This is a genomic window from Aeromonas sp. 603404 (assembly GCF_049171775.1).
Taxonomy (GTDB): Bacteria; Pseudomonadota; Gammaproteobacteria; order Enterobacterales; family Aeromonadaceae; genus Aeromonas; species Aeromonas veronii_A.
The window spans coordinates 58,540-74,821 of the sequence record NZ_JAAKPE010000015.1 but is presented as its reverse complement, the minus strand read 5'-3'; the positions used below and the strand labels follow the sequence as shown (position 1 = coordinate 74,821).

Annotated in this window: 19 protein-coding genes; 9 read left to right on the top strand and 10 right to left on the bottom strand. The window is 58.3% G+C overall.

Annotation, left to right across the window (positions count from 1 at the left end; all coding sequences use genetic code 11):
• Positions 1 to 134: 134 nt before the first annotated feature.
• Together G5306_RS17525 and G5306_RS17520 are read left to right on the top strand one after the other, a co-directional pair.
• Entirely contained in the window at positions 135 to 431 is a 297-nt protein-coding gene (locus G5306_RS17525; protein WP_139494910.1) for a hypothetical protein, read from the top strand.
• Between the two features lie 19 nt (positions 432 to 450).
• Positions 451 to 801: a hypothetical protein gene (locus tag G5306_RS17520; protein ID WP_042053367.1), complete on the top strand. Its 351-nt coding sequence runs from the start codon at positions 451 to 453 to the stop codon at positions 799 to 801.
• 50 nt (positions 802 to 851) lie between these two features.
• Here the strand turns inward: G5306_RS17520 and G5306_RS17515 are convergent, their stop codons facing one another.
• The 4 genes from G5306_RS17515 to rpsF form a co-directional block, all read right to left on the bottom strand.
• Positions 852 to 1,592: a ferredoxin--NADP reductase gene (locus G5306_RS17515; RefSeq protein WP_421206095.1), complete on the bottom strand. Its 741-nt coding sequence runs from the start codon at positions 1,590 to 1,592 to the stop codon at positions 852 to 854.
• 101 nt (positions 1,593 to 1,693) lie between these two features.
• The gene (rplI, locus tag G5306_RS17510) at positions 1,694 to 2,140 is read right to left on the bottom strand and encodes a 50S ribosomal protein L9 (protein ID WP_005340490.1); all 447 of its coding nucleotides are present in this window, start codon (positions 2,138 to 2,140) and stop codon (positions 1,694 to 1,696) included.
• A 52-nt stretch (positions 2,141 to 2,192) separates the two neighbouring features.
• Positions 2,193 to 2,423 carry a 30S ribosomal protein S18 gene (gene rpsR / locus G5306_RS17505; protein WP_005308890.1) on the bottom strand — a complete coding sequence of 77 codons (231 nt, stop codon included), beginning with the start codon at positions 2,421 to 2,423 and terminating at the stop codon, positions 2,193 to 2,195.
• Positions 2,424 to 2,453: 30 nt separating this feature from the next.
• Positions 2,454 to 2,840 (bottom strand): 30S ribosomal protein S6, encoded by a 387-nt coding sequence (rpsF, locus tag G5306_RS17500; protein ID WP_005308887.1) that lies wholly within the window; start codon positions 2,838 to 2,840, stop codon positions 2,454 to 2,456.
• A gap of 237 nt (positions 2,841 to 3,077) precedes the next feature.
• Between rpsF and G5306_RS17495 the strand changes: the two genes are divergently transcribed.
• The 3 genes from G5306_RS17495 to G5306_RS17485 all read left to right on the top strand — a co-directional run bounded on the left by G5306_RS17495 (position 3,078) and on the right by G5306_RS17485 (position 5,877).
• Positions 3,078 to 4,301 (top strand): Nramp family divalent metal transporter, encoded by a 1,224-nt coding sequence (locus tag G5306_RS17495; RefSeq protein WP_227341920.1) that lies wholly within the window; start codon positions 3,078 to 3,080, stop codon positions 4,299 to 4,301.
• Positions 4,302 to 4,412: 111 nt separating this feature from the next.
• Positions 4,413 to 5,270, top strand: coding sequence for a hypothetical protein (locus tag G5306_RS17490; protein ID WP_227341919.1), 858 nt, complete (start codon positions 4,413 to 4,415; stop codon positions 5,268 to 5,270).
• Between the two features lie 163 nt (positions 5,271 to 5,433).
• Complete coding sequence (locus G5306_RS17485; RefSeq protein ID WP_005358045.1) at positions 5,434 to 5,877, top strand: PACE efflux transporter; 444 nt, start codon at positions 5,434 to 5,436, stop codon at positions 5,875 to 5,877.
• Between the two features lie 114 nt (positions 5,878 to 5,991).
• Here the strand turns inward: G5306_RS17485 and hupA are convergent, their stop codons facing one another.
• Positions 5,992 to 6,264 (bottom strand): nucleoid-associated protein HU-alpha, encoded by a 273-nt coding sequence (gene hupA / locus G5306_RS17480; RefSeq protein WP_005340484.1) that lies wholly within the window; start codon positions 6,262 to 6,264, stop codon positions 5,992 to 5,994.
• A gap of 337 nt (positions 6,265 to 6,601) precedes the next feature.
• Between hupA and rsd the strand changes: the two genes are divergently transcribed.
• Together rsd and G5306_RS17470 are read left to right on the top strand one after the other, a co-directional pair.
• Positions 6,602 to 7,084: a sigma D regulator gene (gene rsd, locus G5306_RS17475; RefSeq protein ID WP_216952872.1), complete on the top strand. Its 483-nt coding sequence runs from the start codon at positions 6,602 to 6,604 to the stop codon at positions 7,082 to 7,084.
• 101 nt (positions 7,085 to 7,185) lie between these two features.
• On the top strand, positions 7,186 to 7,566 hold the full coding sequence (locus G5306_RS17470; protein ID WP_216952871.1) for a PilZ domain-containing protein: 381 nt from the start codon (positions 7,186 to 7,188) through the stop codon (positions 7,564 to 7,566).
• A gap of 56 nt (positions 7,567 to 7,622) precedes the next feature.
• On the opposite strand, the gene radA is transcribed toward G5306_RS17470, so the two are convergent.
• Entirely contained in the window at positions 7,623 to 8,990 is a 1,368-nt protein-coding gene (gene radA, locus G5306_RS17465) for a DNA repair protein RadA (RefSeq protein ID WP_005341318.1), read from the bottom strand.
• A gap of 100 nt (positions 8,991 to 9,090) precedes the next feature.
• On the opposite strand from radA, the gene G5306_RS17460 reads away from it, so the two are divergent.
• The gene (locus G5306_RS17460) at positions 9,091 to 11,472 is read left to right on the top strand and encodes a PilZ domain-containing protein (protein WP_421206094.1); all 2,382 of its coding nucleotides are present in this window, start codon (positions 9,091 to 9,093) and stop codon (positions 11,470 to 11,472) included.
• 38 nt (positions 11,473 to 11,510) lie between these two features.
• Here the strand turns inward: G5306_RS17460 and G5306_RS17455 are convergent, their stop codons facing one another.
• Entirely contained in the window at positions 11,511 to 12,416 is a 906-nt protein-coding gene (locus tag G5306_RS17455) for an alpha/beta fold hydrolase (RefSeq protein WP_216952869.1), read from the bottom strand.
• A 28-nt stretch (positions 12,417 to 12,444) separates the two neighbouring features.
• Complete coding sequence (gene serB / locus G5306_RS17450) at positions 12,445 to 13,455, bottom strand: phosphoserine phosphatase SerB (protein ID WP_421313297.1); 1,011 nt, start codon at positions 13,453 to 13,455, stop codon at positions 12,445 to 12,447.
• 119 nt (positions 13,456 to 13,574) lie between these two features.
• Between serB and G5306_RS17445 the strand changes: the two genes are divergently transcribed.
• Positions 13,575 to 14,210 carry an AhpA/YtjB family protein gene (locus G5306_RS17445; protein ID WP_219265291.1) on the top strand — a complete coding sequence of 212 codons (636 nt, stop codon included), beginning with the start codon at positions 13,575 to 13,577 and terminating at the stop codon, positions 14,208 to 14,210.
• A 60-nt stretch (positions 14,211 to 14,270) separates the two neighbouring features.
• Here the strand turns inward: G5306_RS17445 and deoD are convergent, their stop codons facing one another.
• Positions 14,271 to 14,987, bottom strand: coding sequence for a purine-nucleoside phosphorylase (deoD, locus tag G5306_RS17440; RefSeq protein WP_040096807.1), 717 nt, complete (start codon positions 14,985 to 14,987; stop codon positions 14,271 to 14,273).
• 76 nt (positions 14,988 to 15,063) lie between these two features.
• Entirely contained in the window at positions 15,064 to 16,272 is a 1,209-nt protein-coding gene (locus G5306_RS17435; RefSeq protein ID WP_421252073.1) for a phosphopentomutase, read from the bottom strand.
• Positions 16,273 to 16,282: the final 10 nt, after the last annotated feature.

The window sequence follows — 16,282 nt, the reverse complement described above, 5'->3', positions numbered from 1 at the left end:
AACGGACAAATCGGCAGCAGAAAAGCGATACAATTCCTCCCTGACTTGATCATGTGGTGAGATGAGGTGCGATTCCGCCCGGGTTCAGCCCAGATCCGTACACTCATCCACCGTTGCAATTATCCGAGGCCATCATGAACAGTACGACCACCTTGCTACTCTCCCTTCTTCTGGTTACCGGCGGCGCCGCTGCGACACAGCAATATCCAGAGAGCGGTGGCACCGAATTTTCCGTCGATGAGCTTAAATTCAATCTGGACTGGGATGACAAACAGTTCGGCTGGACCCAGAACGACTGCCTCACTCTGGATATCGGGGAGACCTCCACCGTCGACTGCAAGGCGGTCAAATTCAATCTGGAAGATGAAGAGAATCGCAACCAGCCACCGAAAACCAACCAGGTCCCTGCCAACTCGCAGAGCGACCAGTAACAACAGGAGTACCCTTGCGATGACCCAAGCTAAACACAACCCCGTTATCCGACGCGGCGCCCTGCTGCTTTCCCTGCTCATGGCGCACGGCATCGCGGTTGCGGCACCGCCAAGCAAAAATAGCGATGGCATCAAGATCTCCGGTGATGACATCAAGATCAATCTCGACTGGGATGACAAGGAGTACGACTGGTGGCAAGACAACTGTCTGGATCTTGGCATTGGCGACAGCCGGATCAAACTCAACTGCGACAAGATGGATGGCAAGTACCGGGATCACTACAACCGCAGCATCCACAGCGGCAATAACCCGGGACAGGGTCACGACAAACAGAAGGATAAAAACAAGGGTAACGGCAAGAAAAACTGACCCCCCCTTTCCTTATCCAGCAGGGGCCTGGCGCCCCTGTGCTGATTGTTTTACCAATAATTCTCCGCACTGATATTGCCCGGTGCCCGCCGCAGATTCTTGGCCAACCCCAGCGCCAGCAAGGTTTGCTGGGTCTCTTTCACCATCTCCGGATTGCCGCAGATCAGCACTTGGCTCAGCTCGGGTGAGAACTCCAACCCCACTCTAGCCTGCAGCTGACCATTGGCGATAGTCGCCGGGATCCGCCCTGCCATTGCATCGGGCCAAGGCTCGCGGCTGACAAAGGGGACATAGCAAAAACGCTCGCCATATTGCTCGGCAAAGCTGGCGATCAAATCCTGATAGCTCAGCTCTTCGCCTTTGCGCACCCCGTGCACCAGCACCAGATTCTCGAAACGGTTGAAGGCTTCCCCATCTGCCAACATGGAGAGGAAGGGGCCGATGGCAGTGCCAGTCGAGAGCAGCCAGAGATCGCGCCCGGCGGGCACCTCATCCAGCGTCAGGAAGCCGGTGGCCTGGGATTGCACCAGCAATGTATCGCCCGCTTGCAGCAAGCCAAGGGACGGAGTCAGCTCACCGCTCGGGATCTCGACCAGATAGAACTCGTGGTATGGCGCAGAGGGGGGATTGACGAAGGAGTAGGCGCGCTGAATGCGGCGATCGCCCTGCTCGAGGGCCAGCTTGGTGAATTGGCCTGCCTTGTAGGGGACCAGCTCGGCCGCTACCCGCAGGGAGAACAGGGTGGGTGTCCATTCGATGCGTTCGATGACGCGACCTTCTACCCAAGCCATAATGATCTCCTCCAGTGGAACAGACCTTCACTCTACCCCCGGGCCGGAAAATAAAAAACCCGCGCAAGAGCGCGGGTTTTTTCTGCAAAAGCGAATCGCTATTACAGGGCAACAACCTGGATCTGTACGGTTGCTTTAACGTCAGCGTGCAGCTGAACAGCAACTTCGTAGTCACCGGTGTTACGCAGAACGTTGCCCATGCGGACTTCGCTCTTGGCAACGGCTACGCCGGCAGCAGTGATGGCTTCAGCCACGTCACGGGTACCGATGGAACCGAACAGCTTGCCTTCGTCGCCAGACTTGGAAGCGATAACCACGGTAGCCAGTTCGGCCAGCTTGGCAGCACGCTCTTCAGCAGCAGCTTTGTTGGCAGCCAGTTTGGCTTCCAGCTCAGCGCGACGAGCACCGAAAGCTTCGATGTTGGCTTTGGTGGCCATAACAGCTTTGCCTTGCGGGATCAGGTAGTTACGGGCATAACCAGATTTCACGGAAACTTGGTCACCCAGACCGCCCAGTTTGGCGATTTTGTCGAGCAGGATAACTTGCATTACCTTTCCTCTATAAATTTCGTTGAGTTAGGCTTAAGTGCCGGGCCGATTCTTACTTGTTGTGCAGATCGGTGTACGGCAGCAGAGCCAGGTAACGAGCACGCTTGATGGCGCGTGCCAGCTGACGCTGATACTTGGCGCGGGTACCGGTGATACGGCTCGGTACGATCTTGCCAGATTCAGTGATGTAGTTTTTCAGAGTAACGATATCTTTGTAGTCGATCTCGGTAACGTTCTCGGCGGTGAAGCGGCAGAACTTACGACGACGGAAATAACGTGCCATGGCCTTTATCCTCTAGTCAGTGATCCAGAATTACTCTTCGGAAGCAGCTTCAGTAGCTTCTTCGCGGCGCTCGTCGTCACGACGGGTGAAGCGCTCTTCTTTGGCCTTGGCCATCGGAGAAACTTCAGTCACGGCGTGCTTGGTGCGCATGATCATGTTGCGGATAACGGCATCGTTGAAGCGGAAGTTGGTTTCCAGCTCATCGATAACGGCTTGCTCTGCTTCTACGTTCATCAGAACGTAGTGGGCTTTGTGCAGTTTGTCGATCGGGTAAGCCAGCTGACGACGGCCCCAATCTTCCAGGCGATGAATGGTACCACCGGAGGTGGTGATGGCGCCGGTGTAACGCTCGATCATGCCGGGAACTTGCTCGCTCTGGTCCGGATGAACCATGAAGACGATTTCGTAATGACGCATTTTAGCTCCTTACGGATTAATTCAGCCTCCGCCCAGGTGCAGCCAGACCTCGGAGGCAAGGAACATAAAGGTGTTTAGTCGCTGCTTTTCTAGGGCGGCGTATTGTACGAAATCACATCCCTCACTGCAACTGACCGCCTTAAATGTTTTTCCCGATGGAAATCATCAGAAACAACAATTGATAACGATTATCATTTAGATCTATTCTCTCTCCATATCCTTATGGAGGGTGATGCCATGCAACCCGCACTGACGACTACGATTCCAGCCCGCAAATTCAAACTGACCCTGCTCGGGCCTGCCTTTATCGCCGCCATCGGCTATATCGACCCGGGCAACTTCGCCACCAATATTCAGGCGGGCTCTACCTTTGGCTACCAGTTGCTCTGGGTAGTGGTATGGGCCAACTTGATGGCCATGCTGGTGCAAACCCTCTCGGCCAAACTCGGCATCGTCACCGGCAAAAATCTGGCGGAGCACATCCGCGACCGACTGCCGAAACCGGCGGTCTGGGCCTACTGGGTGCAGGCAGAGATCATCGCCATGGCCACCGATCTCGCCGAATTTATCGGCGCCGCCGTCGGCTTCAAGCTGCTGCTTGGCGTGACCTTGCTTGAAGGGGCCTGCATCACCGCCGTGGTGACCTGGGGGATCCTGATGCTGCAATCCCGCGGCCAGAAACCGCTGGAGTTCGTGGTGGGCGGCCTGCTGCTGTTCGTGGCGGCGGCCTACATCGTCGAGCTGGTGTTCTCCCGCCCCCATCTGCCTAGCCTGCTGGAGGGCGCCCTCTTCCCCGGCCTGCCCAACAGTGACGCCGTCTATCTGGCGGCCGGCGTGCTCGGCGCCACCGTGATGCCCCACGTTATCTACCTGCACTCGGCACTGACCCAGCACACCCAGGATCAGGGCTCGGTCCCCCAGCGGCTGCACACCACCCGGGTCGATGTGGCGATTGCCATGACCATCGCCGGCTTCGTCAATCTGGCCATGATGGCCATGGCGGCGGCCGCCTTCCACAGCTCTGGCAACCAGCAAGTAGCCGAGCTGGAGTCGGCCTACCAGACCCTCACCCCGCTGCTGGGTCAGGCGGCCGCGACTCTGTTCGGCCTCTCGCTGGTCGCCTCCGGCATCAGCTCTACCGTGGTGGGCACGCTGGCCGGCCAAGTGGTGATGCAGGGCTTCGTGCGCTTCACCATCCCGCTCTGGCTGCGCCGCGCCATCACCATGGCCCCTGCCTTCGTGGTAATCGCCATGGGCCTCAACACCACCGAGATCCTGGTGCTGAGCCAGGTGGTGCTGAGCTTCGGCATCGCGCTGGCGCTCATCCCGCTGCTGATATTGACCGGCGATCGCGCCCTGATGGGGGAGTATCGCAACCACCCGGTGACCCAGGCGGTCGGCCGCCTCATCGTCGCCCTGGTGATCGGGCTCAACGCCTACCTGCTGGTCGCCATGATCTAGCGAACCGTCAAACCGAGAAGAGGGGCTCATTAACTCTGGTTAATGAGCCTCTTCGCACTTTGGCGTATGCTGCCGCTTTCTTTTCTCATTTATCGTTGCGGGAGCCTTGCCATGGAACATACCCGAGTCAGCTTCGTGCTGGGCCATCATCAGGAGCAAGCCAGCGTGGTCTGCTGTCAGCGTGGCGACACCACACTGCTGGTCACCGACCTCACCCCCTTTCATCCCCAGAGCCACCTCTGGCCCGATCAGCCGGGGGATGTGGGCCATGCTCGCTGGGAAGGGGGCGAAGCCGCCATTGGCCCTTGCCGGATGGGGGCTATCAGCCCGGATGGCAAGCTGTTTGTCGATACTGCGATTCCGGTAAAACGGGGGGCTGAAGGGTGGCGTTTCGTGGTGGTCCATCCAATGACCGGTGACCACGCGCTAGCCGTTGGCAGCCAGGTCGAATTGCAAGTAGATAGCGCTGCCCGCCACGCCCTGAGTCTGGGCCATAGCGGCTGCCATCTGGCCGCGCTGGCGCTCAATCGAGTACTGACTCCCTACTGGCGCAAGGAGGTAAGCGAGCGCGATGCACTGGGCCAGCCCGACTTCGATCGTCTTGCTATTCAAAGCTCGCGGGTCGAGCCTTGCGGATCGTGGGAGCAGTACCGAATCGGCAAGAGCCTGCGCAAGAAAGGAGTCAACAGCGAGGCGCTGCTGGCAGATCTGGCGCTGATTGAAGAGAAAGTCAACCAACAACTGGCCGACTGGGTAGCAAGCGGAGCTGACATTCGCCGAAGCCGGGCCGGCGAGGCGATCATCGACTCCCGTTACTGGCACTGCTCGCTGGAAGGCCAGGAGGTCACCATCCCCTGTGGCGGCACCCATGTTGCCTCGCTCGCCGAGTTGGGAGAGGTCAAGGTAGAGCTCACTCAAGTGGAAGAGGGCTTTGCCATGCTGACCCGGGTCACGCCAACCGGCGCCTGAGTCGCAGACTTGACCACTCAGGGCTAACGCCCAAGTTGGCAATAGAGACGTATCGCAAATGAGGGGGCATCATCATGCCCCTCAACGCCCGTCATGACGGGCCGATGCTTCTCTTTTAACCACTCCCTGATTAGAATGCGCCTCCCACAGGAGGCACATCCCCATGAGTAGTACCCAACTACGCACCACCCCCGATCGACTTCGTTATCTGGTTCTCTACGAAGGCATCGGGCTGGCACTGGTCGCACCGCTGATCAGCCAGCTGTTCGGTCAGGGCGTCGCCGAGGTCGGTTCACTGGCCATCTTCTTCTCCATCGTCGCCACCGCCTGGACCTACGGCTGGAACCTGTTGTTCGACAAGGGGTTGCTCAAACTTTGCGGACGCACTAACAAGCGACCACTGGACCGCTTCCTGCACGCGTTTGGCTATGAGGCGAGCTTTATGATGCTCTCCCTCCCCTGCGTCATGTTCTGGCTCGATTTGGGAGTGTGGGACGCCCTGATGCTGGATCTCGGCTTCGTCGCCTTCTACCTCGTCTACATCATGGTCTTTACCTGGGCCTATGAGCGGATCTGGCCGCTGCCATCCAACCCGCAAACGGCATAAGGCCTCAGCCGCAACGAGGCCGACAAAAGGAAAAGTCAGGAAGGATGGGAGAATCCCATAAAAACAATGCCAGTCAGCAAGCTGACTGGCATTGGACAAAACAGACTTTCGGACTTACTTGACGGCGTCTTTCAGAGCCTTGCCAGCCACGAATGAAGGCACGTTGGCAGCAGCAATCTGGATCTCTTTACCAGTTTGCGGGTTACGACCGGTGCGGCCTGCGCGGTGGGTGACTTTGAAGGTGCCAAAACCGACCAGTTGCACAGCATCGCCTTCTTTCAAGCTCTGGGTAATACCATTGATGATCTCTTCCAGAGCCACTTTGGCCTGAGCTTTGCTCAGATCTGCTTTGGCGGCAATCGCATCGACAAGTTGAGCTTTGTTCATAACATTTCCTTTATGATCGGGCATTTAGCGCTGGGTCACTCTATGCAAAAAAAAACGCACAGGCAAAGCCTTTATCGAGCCGAACGCGTCAAACGCTGGGGTTTTCATCAAGATCTGCGGAAATAGTCACATTCCACACGCGAAAAACCGTGAGCAGGCCTGAAACCTGCTAGCACGCAGACACAATCCGCTGACTATTTCTTCGCCACTTAACATTATCCCCCCATGGCTATTGACGCTTGCCCAGATTTTCCCTAGTTATAGGTTGTGTCACTGCTCAAACGGCTCGGAATACCGAACAATCGGCCAGCCTTTGCCCCACGGAGGGATAGGGATTATGTTGACGAAACTGGAACAGACCAAGCAGGCGCTGGCAGGCAAGCATAAAGCTATCGACGACTGGCTGGATGCAAGGCAAGCGTTGCTGGTTGGATACATGCAGCTGGCAGGCCTTACTCCGGCGCGGACCAAGCAACGCAGCCTGCCCAAAACAGAAGAGCTGCATCAGTTTTGCGACCGCCTAGTCGACTATGTCAGCGCGGGCCATTTCGAGATCTACCACCACGTCGTCACCGCCTTCGAGCAAGCCAGCGGCGAAACACTGGAGCTGGCCAAGCGCATTTATCCCCATATTCGTGCCACTACCGAGTTTGCCCTCGAATTCAACGACAAATACAGTGATGCCGACGAGGCCCAACTGCTACTGCTCGATGATGACCTCAACGAATTGGGTCCGGTACTGGAGGATCGCTTCAAACAGGAAGATCGTCTGGTCAAGGCACTCCATGTGGTGGAGTTCCTCAGTGCCCAGCAAGCCTGATTGCTATTTTCGGAGCAAGTTCAAGATACTGGCAGCCAAGGTGCATTACACTCAGAGCAATGATTCCCTGTGTCCAGCTGATTCCAAACTAGGAGATGAGCATGTCTGAGCGCCGCCGTTTTGCACGGATCCTCTATTTGACCACGGCCGAACTCACCCAGGGGGAGCACAAGTGGCAGACTCAGCTTGTCGACATATCCCTGCAGGGCGCCCTGTTAATCCGACCGGATGATTGGGAGAGCCGTGACAACAAGGAGTACCAGCTCAGTTTTGTCCTGAGTGGCAGCGACATCGAGATCAAGATGCAGGTCGAGCTAACCCATGAAGCCAGCAAGAAGCTGGGGTTCTACTGCCACCACATCGACATCGACAGTGCCACCCACCTCAAGCGGATGATAGAGCTCAACGTAGGTGACGAAGAGCTGCTGCATCGGGAGCTGGAACAGCTGTTGAACGAGCATCAGGAGCACAACCAGTCGTAACGACGCCCGGCCAGACATGGTGCTCTTTTCTGTTCATTCAGCCTCTATTGCTACGGTTATAACGCCTCGAGCGCCTCTGATAACTTCTTGACCGGCACCACTTCCATCCCTTCGATGGGATGCTTGGGGGCATTGGCGTGCGGCACGATGGCACGACGAAAACCGTGTTTGGCCGCTTCCTGCAGCCGCTCCTGACCAGAGGGGACAGGACGGATCTCCCCTGAGAGCCCCACTTCGCCAAACACCACCAGATCCTTGGGCAGCGCCTGATCCCGGAAACTGGAGACCATCGCCAGTAGCAGCGCCAGATCCGCACTGGTCTCCTCGACCTTGACCCCGCCAACCACGTTGATGAAGACATCCTGATCCGCCATCTGCAGCCCACCGTGACGGTGCAGCACCGCCAGCAACATGGCGAGCCGGTTGTGATCCATCCCCACCGCTACCCGACGCGGGTTGGAGAGCTGGGAGTAATCCACCAGCGCCTGCAACTCCACCAGCAGCGGCCGGGTGCCCTCCCAGATCACCATGACGATGGAACCGGGCGCCTGCTCCTGCCCCCGACTGAGGAAGATGGCGGAGGGATTGCTCACCTCGCGCATCCCCTGTTCAGTCATGGCAAAGACCCCCAGCTCGTTGACCGCACCGAAGCGGTTCTTGTGAGAGCGCAGAGTCCGAAAACGGGAGTCATGGCCACCGTCAAGCAGCACAGAGCAGTCGATGCAGTGTTCCAGTACCTTGGGGCCAGCCAGACTGCCATCCTTGGTCACATGACCCACCATGAAGATGGCCACATGGTTCTGCTTGGCGTAACGGGTCAGTAACGCTGCTGCCTCACGCACCTGTGAGACCGAACCGGGAGAAGATTGGACATCCGCCACATGCATCACCTGAATGGAGTCGATCACCATGATCTGCGGCTGCTCCTGCTGGGCAATCAGGCAGATCTGCTCAACGCTGGTCTCGGAGAGCATCCGTAGCTTGTCGGTAGGCAAACCAAGGCGGTTGGCCCGCATTGCCACCTGCTGGAGCGACTCCTCACCGGTGACATAGAGAGTTTTCATCCGCTCTGCCAGACCACACATGGTCTGCAGCAGCAGGGTCGATTTACCCGCCCCCGGGTTACCACCGATCAGAATCGCCGAGCCGGGCACCACACCGCCACCAAGCACCCGATCCAACTCCTTGAAACCGGAAGTAAAACGGGGGATTTCGGTGGTGGCGATCTCTGCCAGTGTCTGTACCTGACTGCCGACCGCGCCGGCATAACCGGTGTAACGGGCACTCTTGCCTGCGGGAGTGACGGAGCCAAGGCGTACCTCGGTGATGGTATTCCACTCCTTGCACTCGCTGCATTGACCTTGCCAGCGTGTGAAGTCGGCACCACATTCGGAACAAACATAAGCAGTTTTATTTTTAGCCATTGATAACTCGGGGACAGGATGAATTCCTGCTTGATATACTTGTTTGCGACCGACAGATCAAACCCAGAATCGGAAAAGTGACTTTCCGTGGCAGGAACACATGGATTCAGTACACCAACAACATCTGATTGAACAACTTGTACCCCTGCTGCGGGAGAAAGATTTCGAAGAGATCTTCAACCGTCTGACCCAGGACGAAAACAGTAACGGCCGTTTTCTGATCAAGATGGAGCTCAATCGCAAATGCTCCCCTTGCCGCAGGGTTATCGACATGCGCGATGAACTGGAGGACGAGTGCCTGGTGCACGAGTTCGACGGTATCACCCACTTTATGCCGGCCGAGGCCATCGGACTGTTTCAGTCCCAGTGCTATCTCTACCGTGACGCCTATACCCTTGGCGTTTACGAAGCGCTGCAACAATGGCAAAAGAACCATCACCACGCCCGGGTGGATGGCCTGCTGCAACCCCCTGTCAGCCCCTTCCGGCAATACGACGTCAACACCATCGTCTTTGCCAGTTACTACGGGCGACGACAAGAGCGGATGCACTTCAGCTCGCCCTTGCTCATCAAACTTCATGACGGGGAGAAGTTGTTCGCCAAAAGTTCCGATCTTTCCCTCGGCGGCATGAGAGTCTCGGTCCCCTATTTGCCCAATTACCAGACCGGCGCTCAGGTCGAGGTCTTCTTTACCGGGCTGGAGCGGGATCACCCCAATCCGGTGCTGCATCAGCCGGTCGGTTACCAGATCCTCGGTGAAGAGAGCAAGGAAGGGAAGTATTGGCTGAGGCTGGTACGCTCCGGTGAGCAGCCCGCCTTCGATGCCTTCCTCAGCGACTTTATCGAAGCCAACAAGATCCGCTATCGGGTCAGCGTCGACTATCTGCTCTCCGCCGCCATCATCAAGGGATATGAGCAGTTCTACCTGCCACGGATGACCGGCATGCCGCTCTTCTTCAGCACAGGAGACTGTCCCTCACTCGAGATAGCACTGCGCACCGAGAACAACCAGCACCTGCTGGAGTATTGGCGCGACGAGAAAAACCGCGATGCCCTGGCGGGACTCTTCTCAGCAAAACGGATGAAACGCCTCTGCCCTGCTCCCGGCACCACGACCGAAACCCTCATCTACTGCTTCACCCACACGGTACGCAGCCATATCTATTTCTTCTCTGCCACTGCTGAAGAGCTGCGCCAGAGTGGTCTCACCGCCCTCTTCTTCCAGGTGGGCTCCCGACGTCCCAGCTGGCGTGTCTACAAGTTTTCACTGGAGGCGTGTGAATCGCTGGAGGCAGATGTAGGGCAGTTGCAGGGGGTCGAAAATTCGCAACTGCAGGATATTCTGTTACTCGAACGTCTCAAACTGATTGGGTATTGCGGCCTGCTGCAGGAGATCAGTCTGGAGTCCCAACGGGAGGAGTTCCGCCCGGAGGGCGAGCTGGGCAATAATGCCAATGAATTGCAACGTTTTGGTCACGAGCTGGGCGTTGCCCCCTTCGAGATTGAATCCCTGCACTATGTCCAGTTGCGCAAGGAGCTGCGCTATATCCACAAAACAGCCGTTGCCATCCATCACAATGGCAAGTCATGGCTTGGCTGGACCCGAGATATTTCTGCCCATGGCCTGCAGGTCGAGCTGGAAGATGCCTTTATCGGCGAGAAAAACGATGTGGTGACCATCGCCCTGCCCCGTCTGCAGGAGTTATCCAAGAGCATGGATCTGCAGCATCTCTCCTACCGGCTGGTTAGTCTCAACATGACTCGCACCGTGCTGCACCTCTGTATCGACGGGGATTCCGATCGTCATACCGGTCGTCAGTTCTTCAGCCTGCTGATCGAGAGCAACCAGAACAAGCTCAAGGCGGCGCAGGAGCAGCGCCGTTATCGCGGACTGGCGCGAGCCCTGCGCAATATTTACACCCACCACCTGTTCAACTCACCGGTCTATATCAACAAACTGAAGGGTGCCCCCAAGCCAGCCGCCATCGGCAAGTCACTCACTCCGCGCAGCCTGCAACAACTGTTAACCGCCTGTGCCGAGCAACCTGAGCAGGAGAACCTCTATCCGCTGTTTCAGGGGGAGTTGTTCAAGGAGCTGCTGATGAATCCGTTGCGAGCCATCGAGCGGGAGGACAAACCGCGTGAAGATGAGGTCTATATTGCCAGCATCCAGACCAAGGCAGGCCTCCCCATCTTCACCAGCCGCCTCGCCAGCAGCTTTAGCAACCTAAAAGAGAAGCGCCAGTTCATCGAGCTGGCACTGCAGCAGGGAGAATTCTACTCGGTGCTGGTCGGCATCTCCCGCACCGGACGCCCCGACACCAACTTCATTGCCAATGAGCTGGACTACATCGCCAAGTTCGCCATTCACAAGGCAAAGCGGCTGGAAGAGGAGTTGTGGAGTGTCGTGGGGGTTGGCGAGCTGACCGACACCACCCAGGCAACTCTGTTCCGGTTCGGCATCACGCAGCCGCCCCGCTGATCCCATCGACACGGGCGCACTATGTGCCCTGTTTTTTGTCATGCTGCCTGCGGATTGAGCAGCCATTCCAGGATCCGGGGAAAGTGATCCTCCTGCGCCTGCGGGGCGGTCAGCATATTGATGTGGTCATAGTCAAGCCGGTTGCCATTATCACGCCCCAGGCGGGTGTGACGAGCAGCCGAGCCTATCTCGTCGCTGAAACGGCGCACATCGGTCGGATGGCCCAATACCTTGTCGGCTCTGGCAGAGATCATCCAGAGTGGCGGCCAGTTGACCCGTGCCGCCCCTTCGTCATAGGCAAAACCGTCGTGAGGATCCCGCCAGGGGCCACACTTGACCCAGGGGATGGTCTCCTGCAGATAGCGCAGCGGCTCGTCGTCAGCACCTATCTTCAGAGTGCGAGCAGCCAGAAAACCACGGCGGCGAGCCAGCCAGGGGGCCAGCCGATTCCAGATCAGATCCACCTTCAGCCAGCGCTCGGGATTGTGCACCGACACGCCGCGTTTGGTACCAAAAAACAGCAGACTGGCCACCTGCTCCGCCAGCTCGGGAAAGCGCACCAGGGTCGAGGCCATGATGACGCCACCCCAGGAGTGGGCCACCCAGTGCACCTTGAAGCCATGATGGCGCTCGGCAATCCAGCGATGCAGGGCGGGCAAGTCCTCGGTGATTAGCTCGTGCTGGCCGTGCTCCGCCTGCTCGGCGATGGCCGGAGTGCTGAGCCCCCGTCCCCGCAAATCAGCCACATAGACCTGATAGCCGTGGCGGGCCAAAAAACAAGCCAGCCCCTTGCCCGATTCGGTGTAAAAGATGCGGCCGTTCTCGATGGCGCCGTGCACCATCAGGATCGGCTCGCCATGCACGGCGACCCGGGGTTTGATGTGGCGAACATGCAGTTGATGGGCGCCACAGGGGATAAACAGAGACTGCTGCAACAATTCCATTTTTATTGGTTTCCTCCTTGAAACACAGTCAGCGCTTGTCCCAGCGTTGTTCGCTGCAGGCCCGCGCCGCCAGCAGGCAGATCACCCCCTCCAGATCGTGATGATTGAGGGTGGCCGCAGCCTGCGCCCGCACCAGCGGCTTGGCATGAATAGCAATCCCAAGACCTGCCACGCCCATCATCTTGAGATCGTTAGCACCATCGCCGATGGCCACGGTCTGGGCGGCAGCAATGCCGTACTTCTGAGCAAGCTGCTGTAACACCTCGGCCTTGACGCAGGCATCAACGATGCGCCCGCTCACCTTGCCAGTCAGCTGACCCCCTTCCACCGCCAGCTCGTTGGCGAAGATAGCATCGAGCCCCAGCGCCTGCTGCAACTCGCCGGCAAAACGGGTAAAACCGCCGGAGGCGATGGCCACCTTCCAGCCAGCCTCTTTGAGGGTATCGACCATCAGTTGCAAGCCGGGCATCCACGGCATGTTGGCGGCCACCTCGTCGAGAATGGTGACCGGCGCTCCAGCCAGCAGGGCCACCCGGTTGCGCAGACTGTCGGAGAACTCCAGTTTGCCCTGCATGGCAGCAGCTGTTACCGCCGCCACCTGATCGCCGACCCCCGCCAGCCGCGCGATCTCGTCGATGCACTCGATACGGATCGCGGTGGAATCCATGTCCATCACCAACAGGCCGGGTTCGCTCAGGGTGGGTAGTGCCGGCAGGTGGCAGAGATCGATCTCCCACTCACCGCTCTTGAGCTCGGCCACCAACTCGGAAGAGAAGCGATCGCAGCCAAGCAGCAGCAGCGGCACCTCCGTCACCTCGGTGGGAGGATAGAGGGTGGCCACCAGCCCCTGCGCAGCCAACAGTGGTGACAGATGCGTCAGATGGGAGGCGCCCAGCCCCTTGCCAAACAGTACCAACCAGCCGCCCGCCTGCGGGGTCTCTGTCGGTTGCAACGCATCGGCGTTGAGCTGCCAACAGGGTGAGCCGGACAACAACGCAGGCCAATCGGATAACAGAGGGGGGAGCCGGGACAACAACATAAGAGATACGCCTTCCTTGGTGATCAGGGGGTTAACAATGCTGACCCAGAGTAGCGTATTGCTTTTTGCGCAGGCAAGCGCCAAGATCCGGCACTCATTGTCAGCATGAGGTCTCGCGCTTGCAGCGTCATCTTCCCATCAAACGTGTACTCAGTCTGGTAGCCGGCCTGCTGCTCGGCTGCTGGGTACTGGTTGTTCTCCTTCATATGCAGGGAGAGAGCCAGGCTGCGCTGCACACCGAAGCACGCAACCGCGCCCAGGCACTGGTCGCCTATGCTGCCCGCGACATGAAGCGCTGGATCAAGGAGGAGAACAGCAGTGAGCTGGAACGGCTGGCCCGGGATCTGGCGACCGAGCCGGAGATCCTCGATGTCACACTCTATGATGGACGCGGCATTCCCCTCGCCCAGTCGGAACAGGCCGTACCGCTGGAGAGCCTGCTACCCATCGGTGACAATAACAAATCGATGCCGGAACAAGGCAAGGGGCGGATCCAGTTCGTACAGGAGGTCCTGGATGGCGATCAGACACTGGGCTACCTGCGCATCACCCTGGAAGAGCAGCAGATGCTGGCGGACAAGGACACCAGACTCAAAACGATTCAGGAGAAACAGCGGCTGATATTGCTGATTGCGCTGCTGGCAGGTCTGCTTATCTCCTATGGCATTCGTCGCAACTATATGCGAGTGCGCAAGCACAAAAAACGAAGTCCTCCACCCTCCCCGCCGCCAACCAACAATGATGCGGCGCAGTAAACGGATAAAGAAACGGCGACCAGAGGTCGCCGTTTTTGCATGGTTCCAGAGGCTGCGGGATTAGTTGTCGCCCAACAGGACGGAATCCAGCGCGATTTCGATCATATCGTTGAAGGTCAGCTGACGCTCTTCAGAGGTGGTCTGCTCACCGGTACGGATATGGTCGGAGACGGTGCAGATGGTCAGCGCCTTGGCACCGTACTCTGCGGCCACGCCGTAGATACCGGCGGCTTCCATCTCGACACCCAGGATGCCGTATTTTTCCATGACGTCGAACATGGAGGGGTCCGGGGTGTAGAACAGGTCGGCGGAGAAGATGTTACCGACGCGCACGGCAACGCCCTTATTCTTGGCGGCCTGCACGGCATTGGCAACCAGGTCGAAGTCAGCGATGGCAGCGAAGTCGTGATCCTTGAAGCGCAGACGGTTTACTTTGGAGTCGGTGCAGGCACCCATACCGATCACCACGTCACGCAGTTTCACGTCTTCACGCACGGCACCACAGGAGCCCACACGGATCAGGGTCTTCACACCGTAATCGGTGATCAGCTCTTTTGCGTAGATGGAGCAGGAGGGGATACCCATGCCGTGGCCCATTACGGAGATACGACGGCCCTTGTAGGTACCGGTAAAGCCGAACATGTTGCGCACGTCGCAGATCTGCTCGACGTTCTCCAGGAAAGTTTCAGCGATGTACTTGGCGCGCAGGGGGTCGCCCGGCATCAGCACGGTATCAGCAAAGGCGCCATCTTTCGCATTGATATGAGGAGTTGCCATTCTCTTGATTCCTTCACACTAGGTTGAGTTTTATTGTTTTATAAATTGCCCGCCGCCGAAGTGGCGGGCGGGTAAATTACAGGAAGCTGGTACCGTACGCCAGTTTCGGCAGGCCGTGGTAAGCCGCGATGCTCTGGCCGATATCGGCAAAGGTCTCGCGACGACCGACAGAGCCAGCCTTGACCGGCTTGCCGAAGAACAGCACCGGAATGTATTCGCGGGTGTGGTCGGTACCACCCCAGGTCGGGTCACAGCCGTGGTCGGCAGTCAGCACCACCACATCGCCATCTTGCAGCAGCTCAAACAGCTCCGGCAGGCGGGAATCGAAATACTCCAGCGCACCGGCATAACCGGCAACATCACGGCGGTGGCCGTAGGAGGAGTCGAAGTCGACGAAGTTGGTGAAGACGATGGTGTTGTCACCGGCCGCTTTCACCTCTTCCAGCGTGCGATCCCACAGCTCGGTCAAACCGGTCCCTTTCACCTGCTTGGTGATGCCCTGCTGGGCATAGATGTCTGCAATCTTGCCGATGGAGACCACCTGGCCACCCGCATCTTTCATGTAATCCAGCACGGTCGGCGCCGGCGGCAGCACGGAGTAGTCGTGGCGGTTGCCGGTACGCTTGAAGTTGCCCTTGCCAGTGCCCACGAACGGACGCGCAATCACGCGGCCGATGTTGTAGGGCTCCAGCAGCTCGCGAACGATGTGGCACAGCTCATAGAGCTTCTCGAGGCCGTAGGTCTCTTCATGGCAGGCAATCTGGAACACCGAGTCGGCGGAGGTGTAGAGGATCGGCTTGCCGGTCTTCATGTGCTCTTCGCCCAGATCATCAAGCACCTGGGTACCGGAGGCGTGGCAGTTGCCGAGATAACCTGGCAGACCAGCCTTCTCGACGATGGCGTCCAGCAGCTCCTGCGGGAAGCTGTTGTGGTGATCCTTGAAGTAGCCCCACTCGAACAGCACGGGCACGCCGGCGATCTCCCAGTGACCGGACGGTGTGTCCTTGCCGGAGGAGAGCTCCTGCGCAAAGCCGTAGGCACCGACCACATCGATATCTTTCTTCAGCCCTTCCGGGAAGTAGCCGGAGGCCTGCTCGCAGGCGTGGCCCAGACCCAGCTTGTTGAGGTTCGGCAGATTGAGGGCGCCACGGCCTTCAATTTCACCTGCCGCACACGCCTTGGCGATATGGCCAAGGGTGTTGGCGCCCACATCTCCGAACTTGTCGGCGTCGGCAGCAGCGCCAATACCGAAAGAGTCCATCATCAGAATAAAGGTACGTTTCATGGGTCTTCCC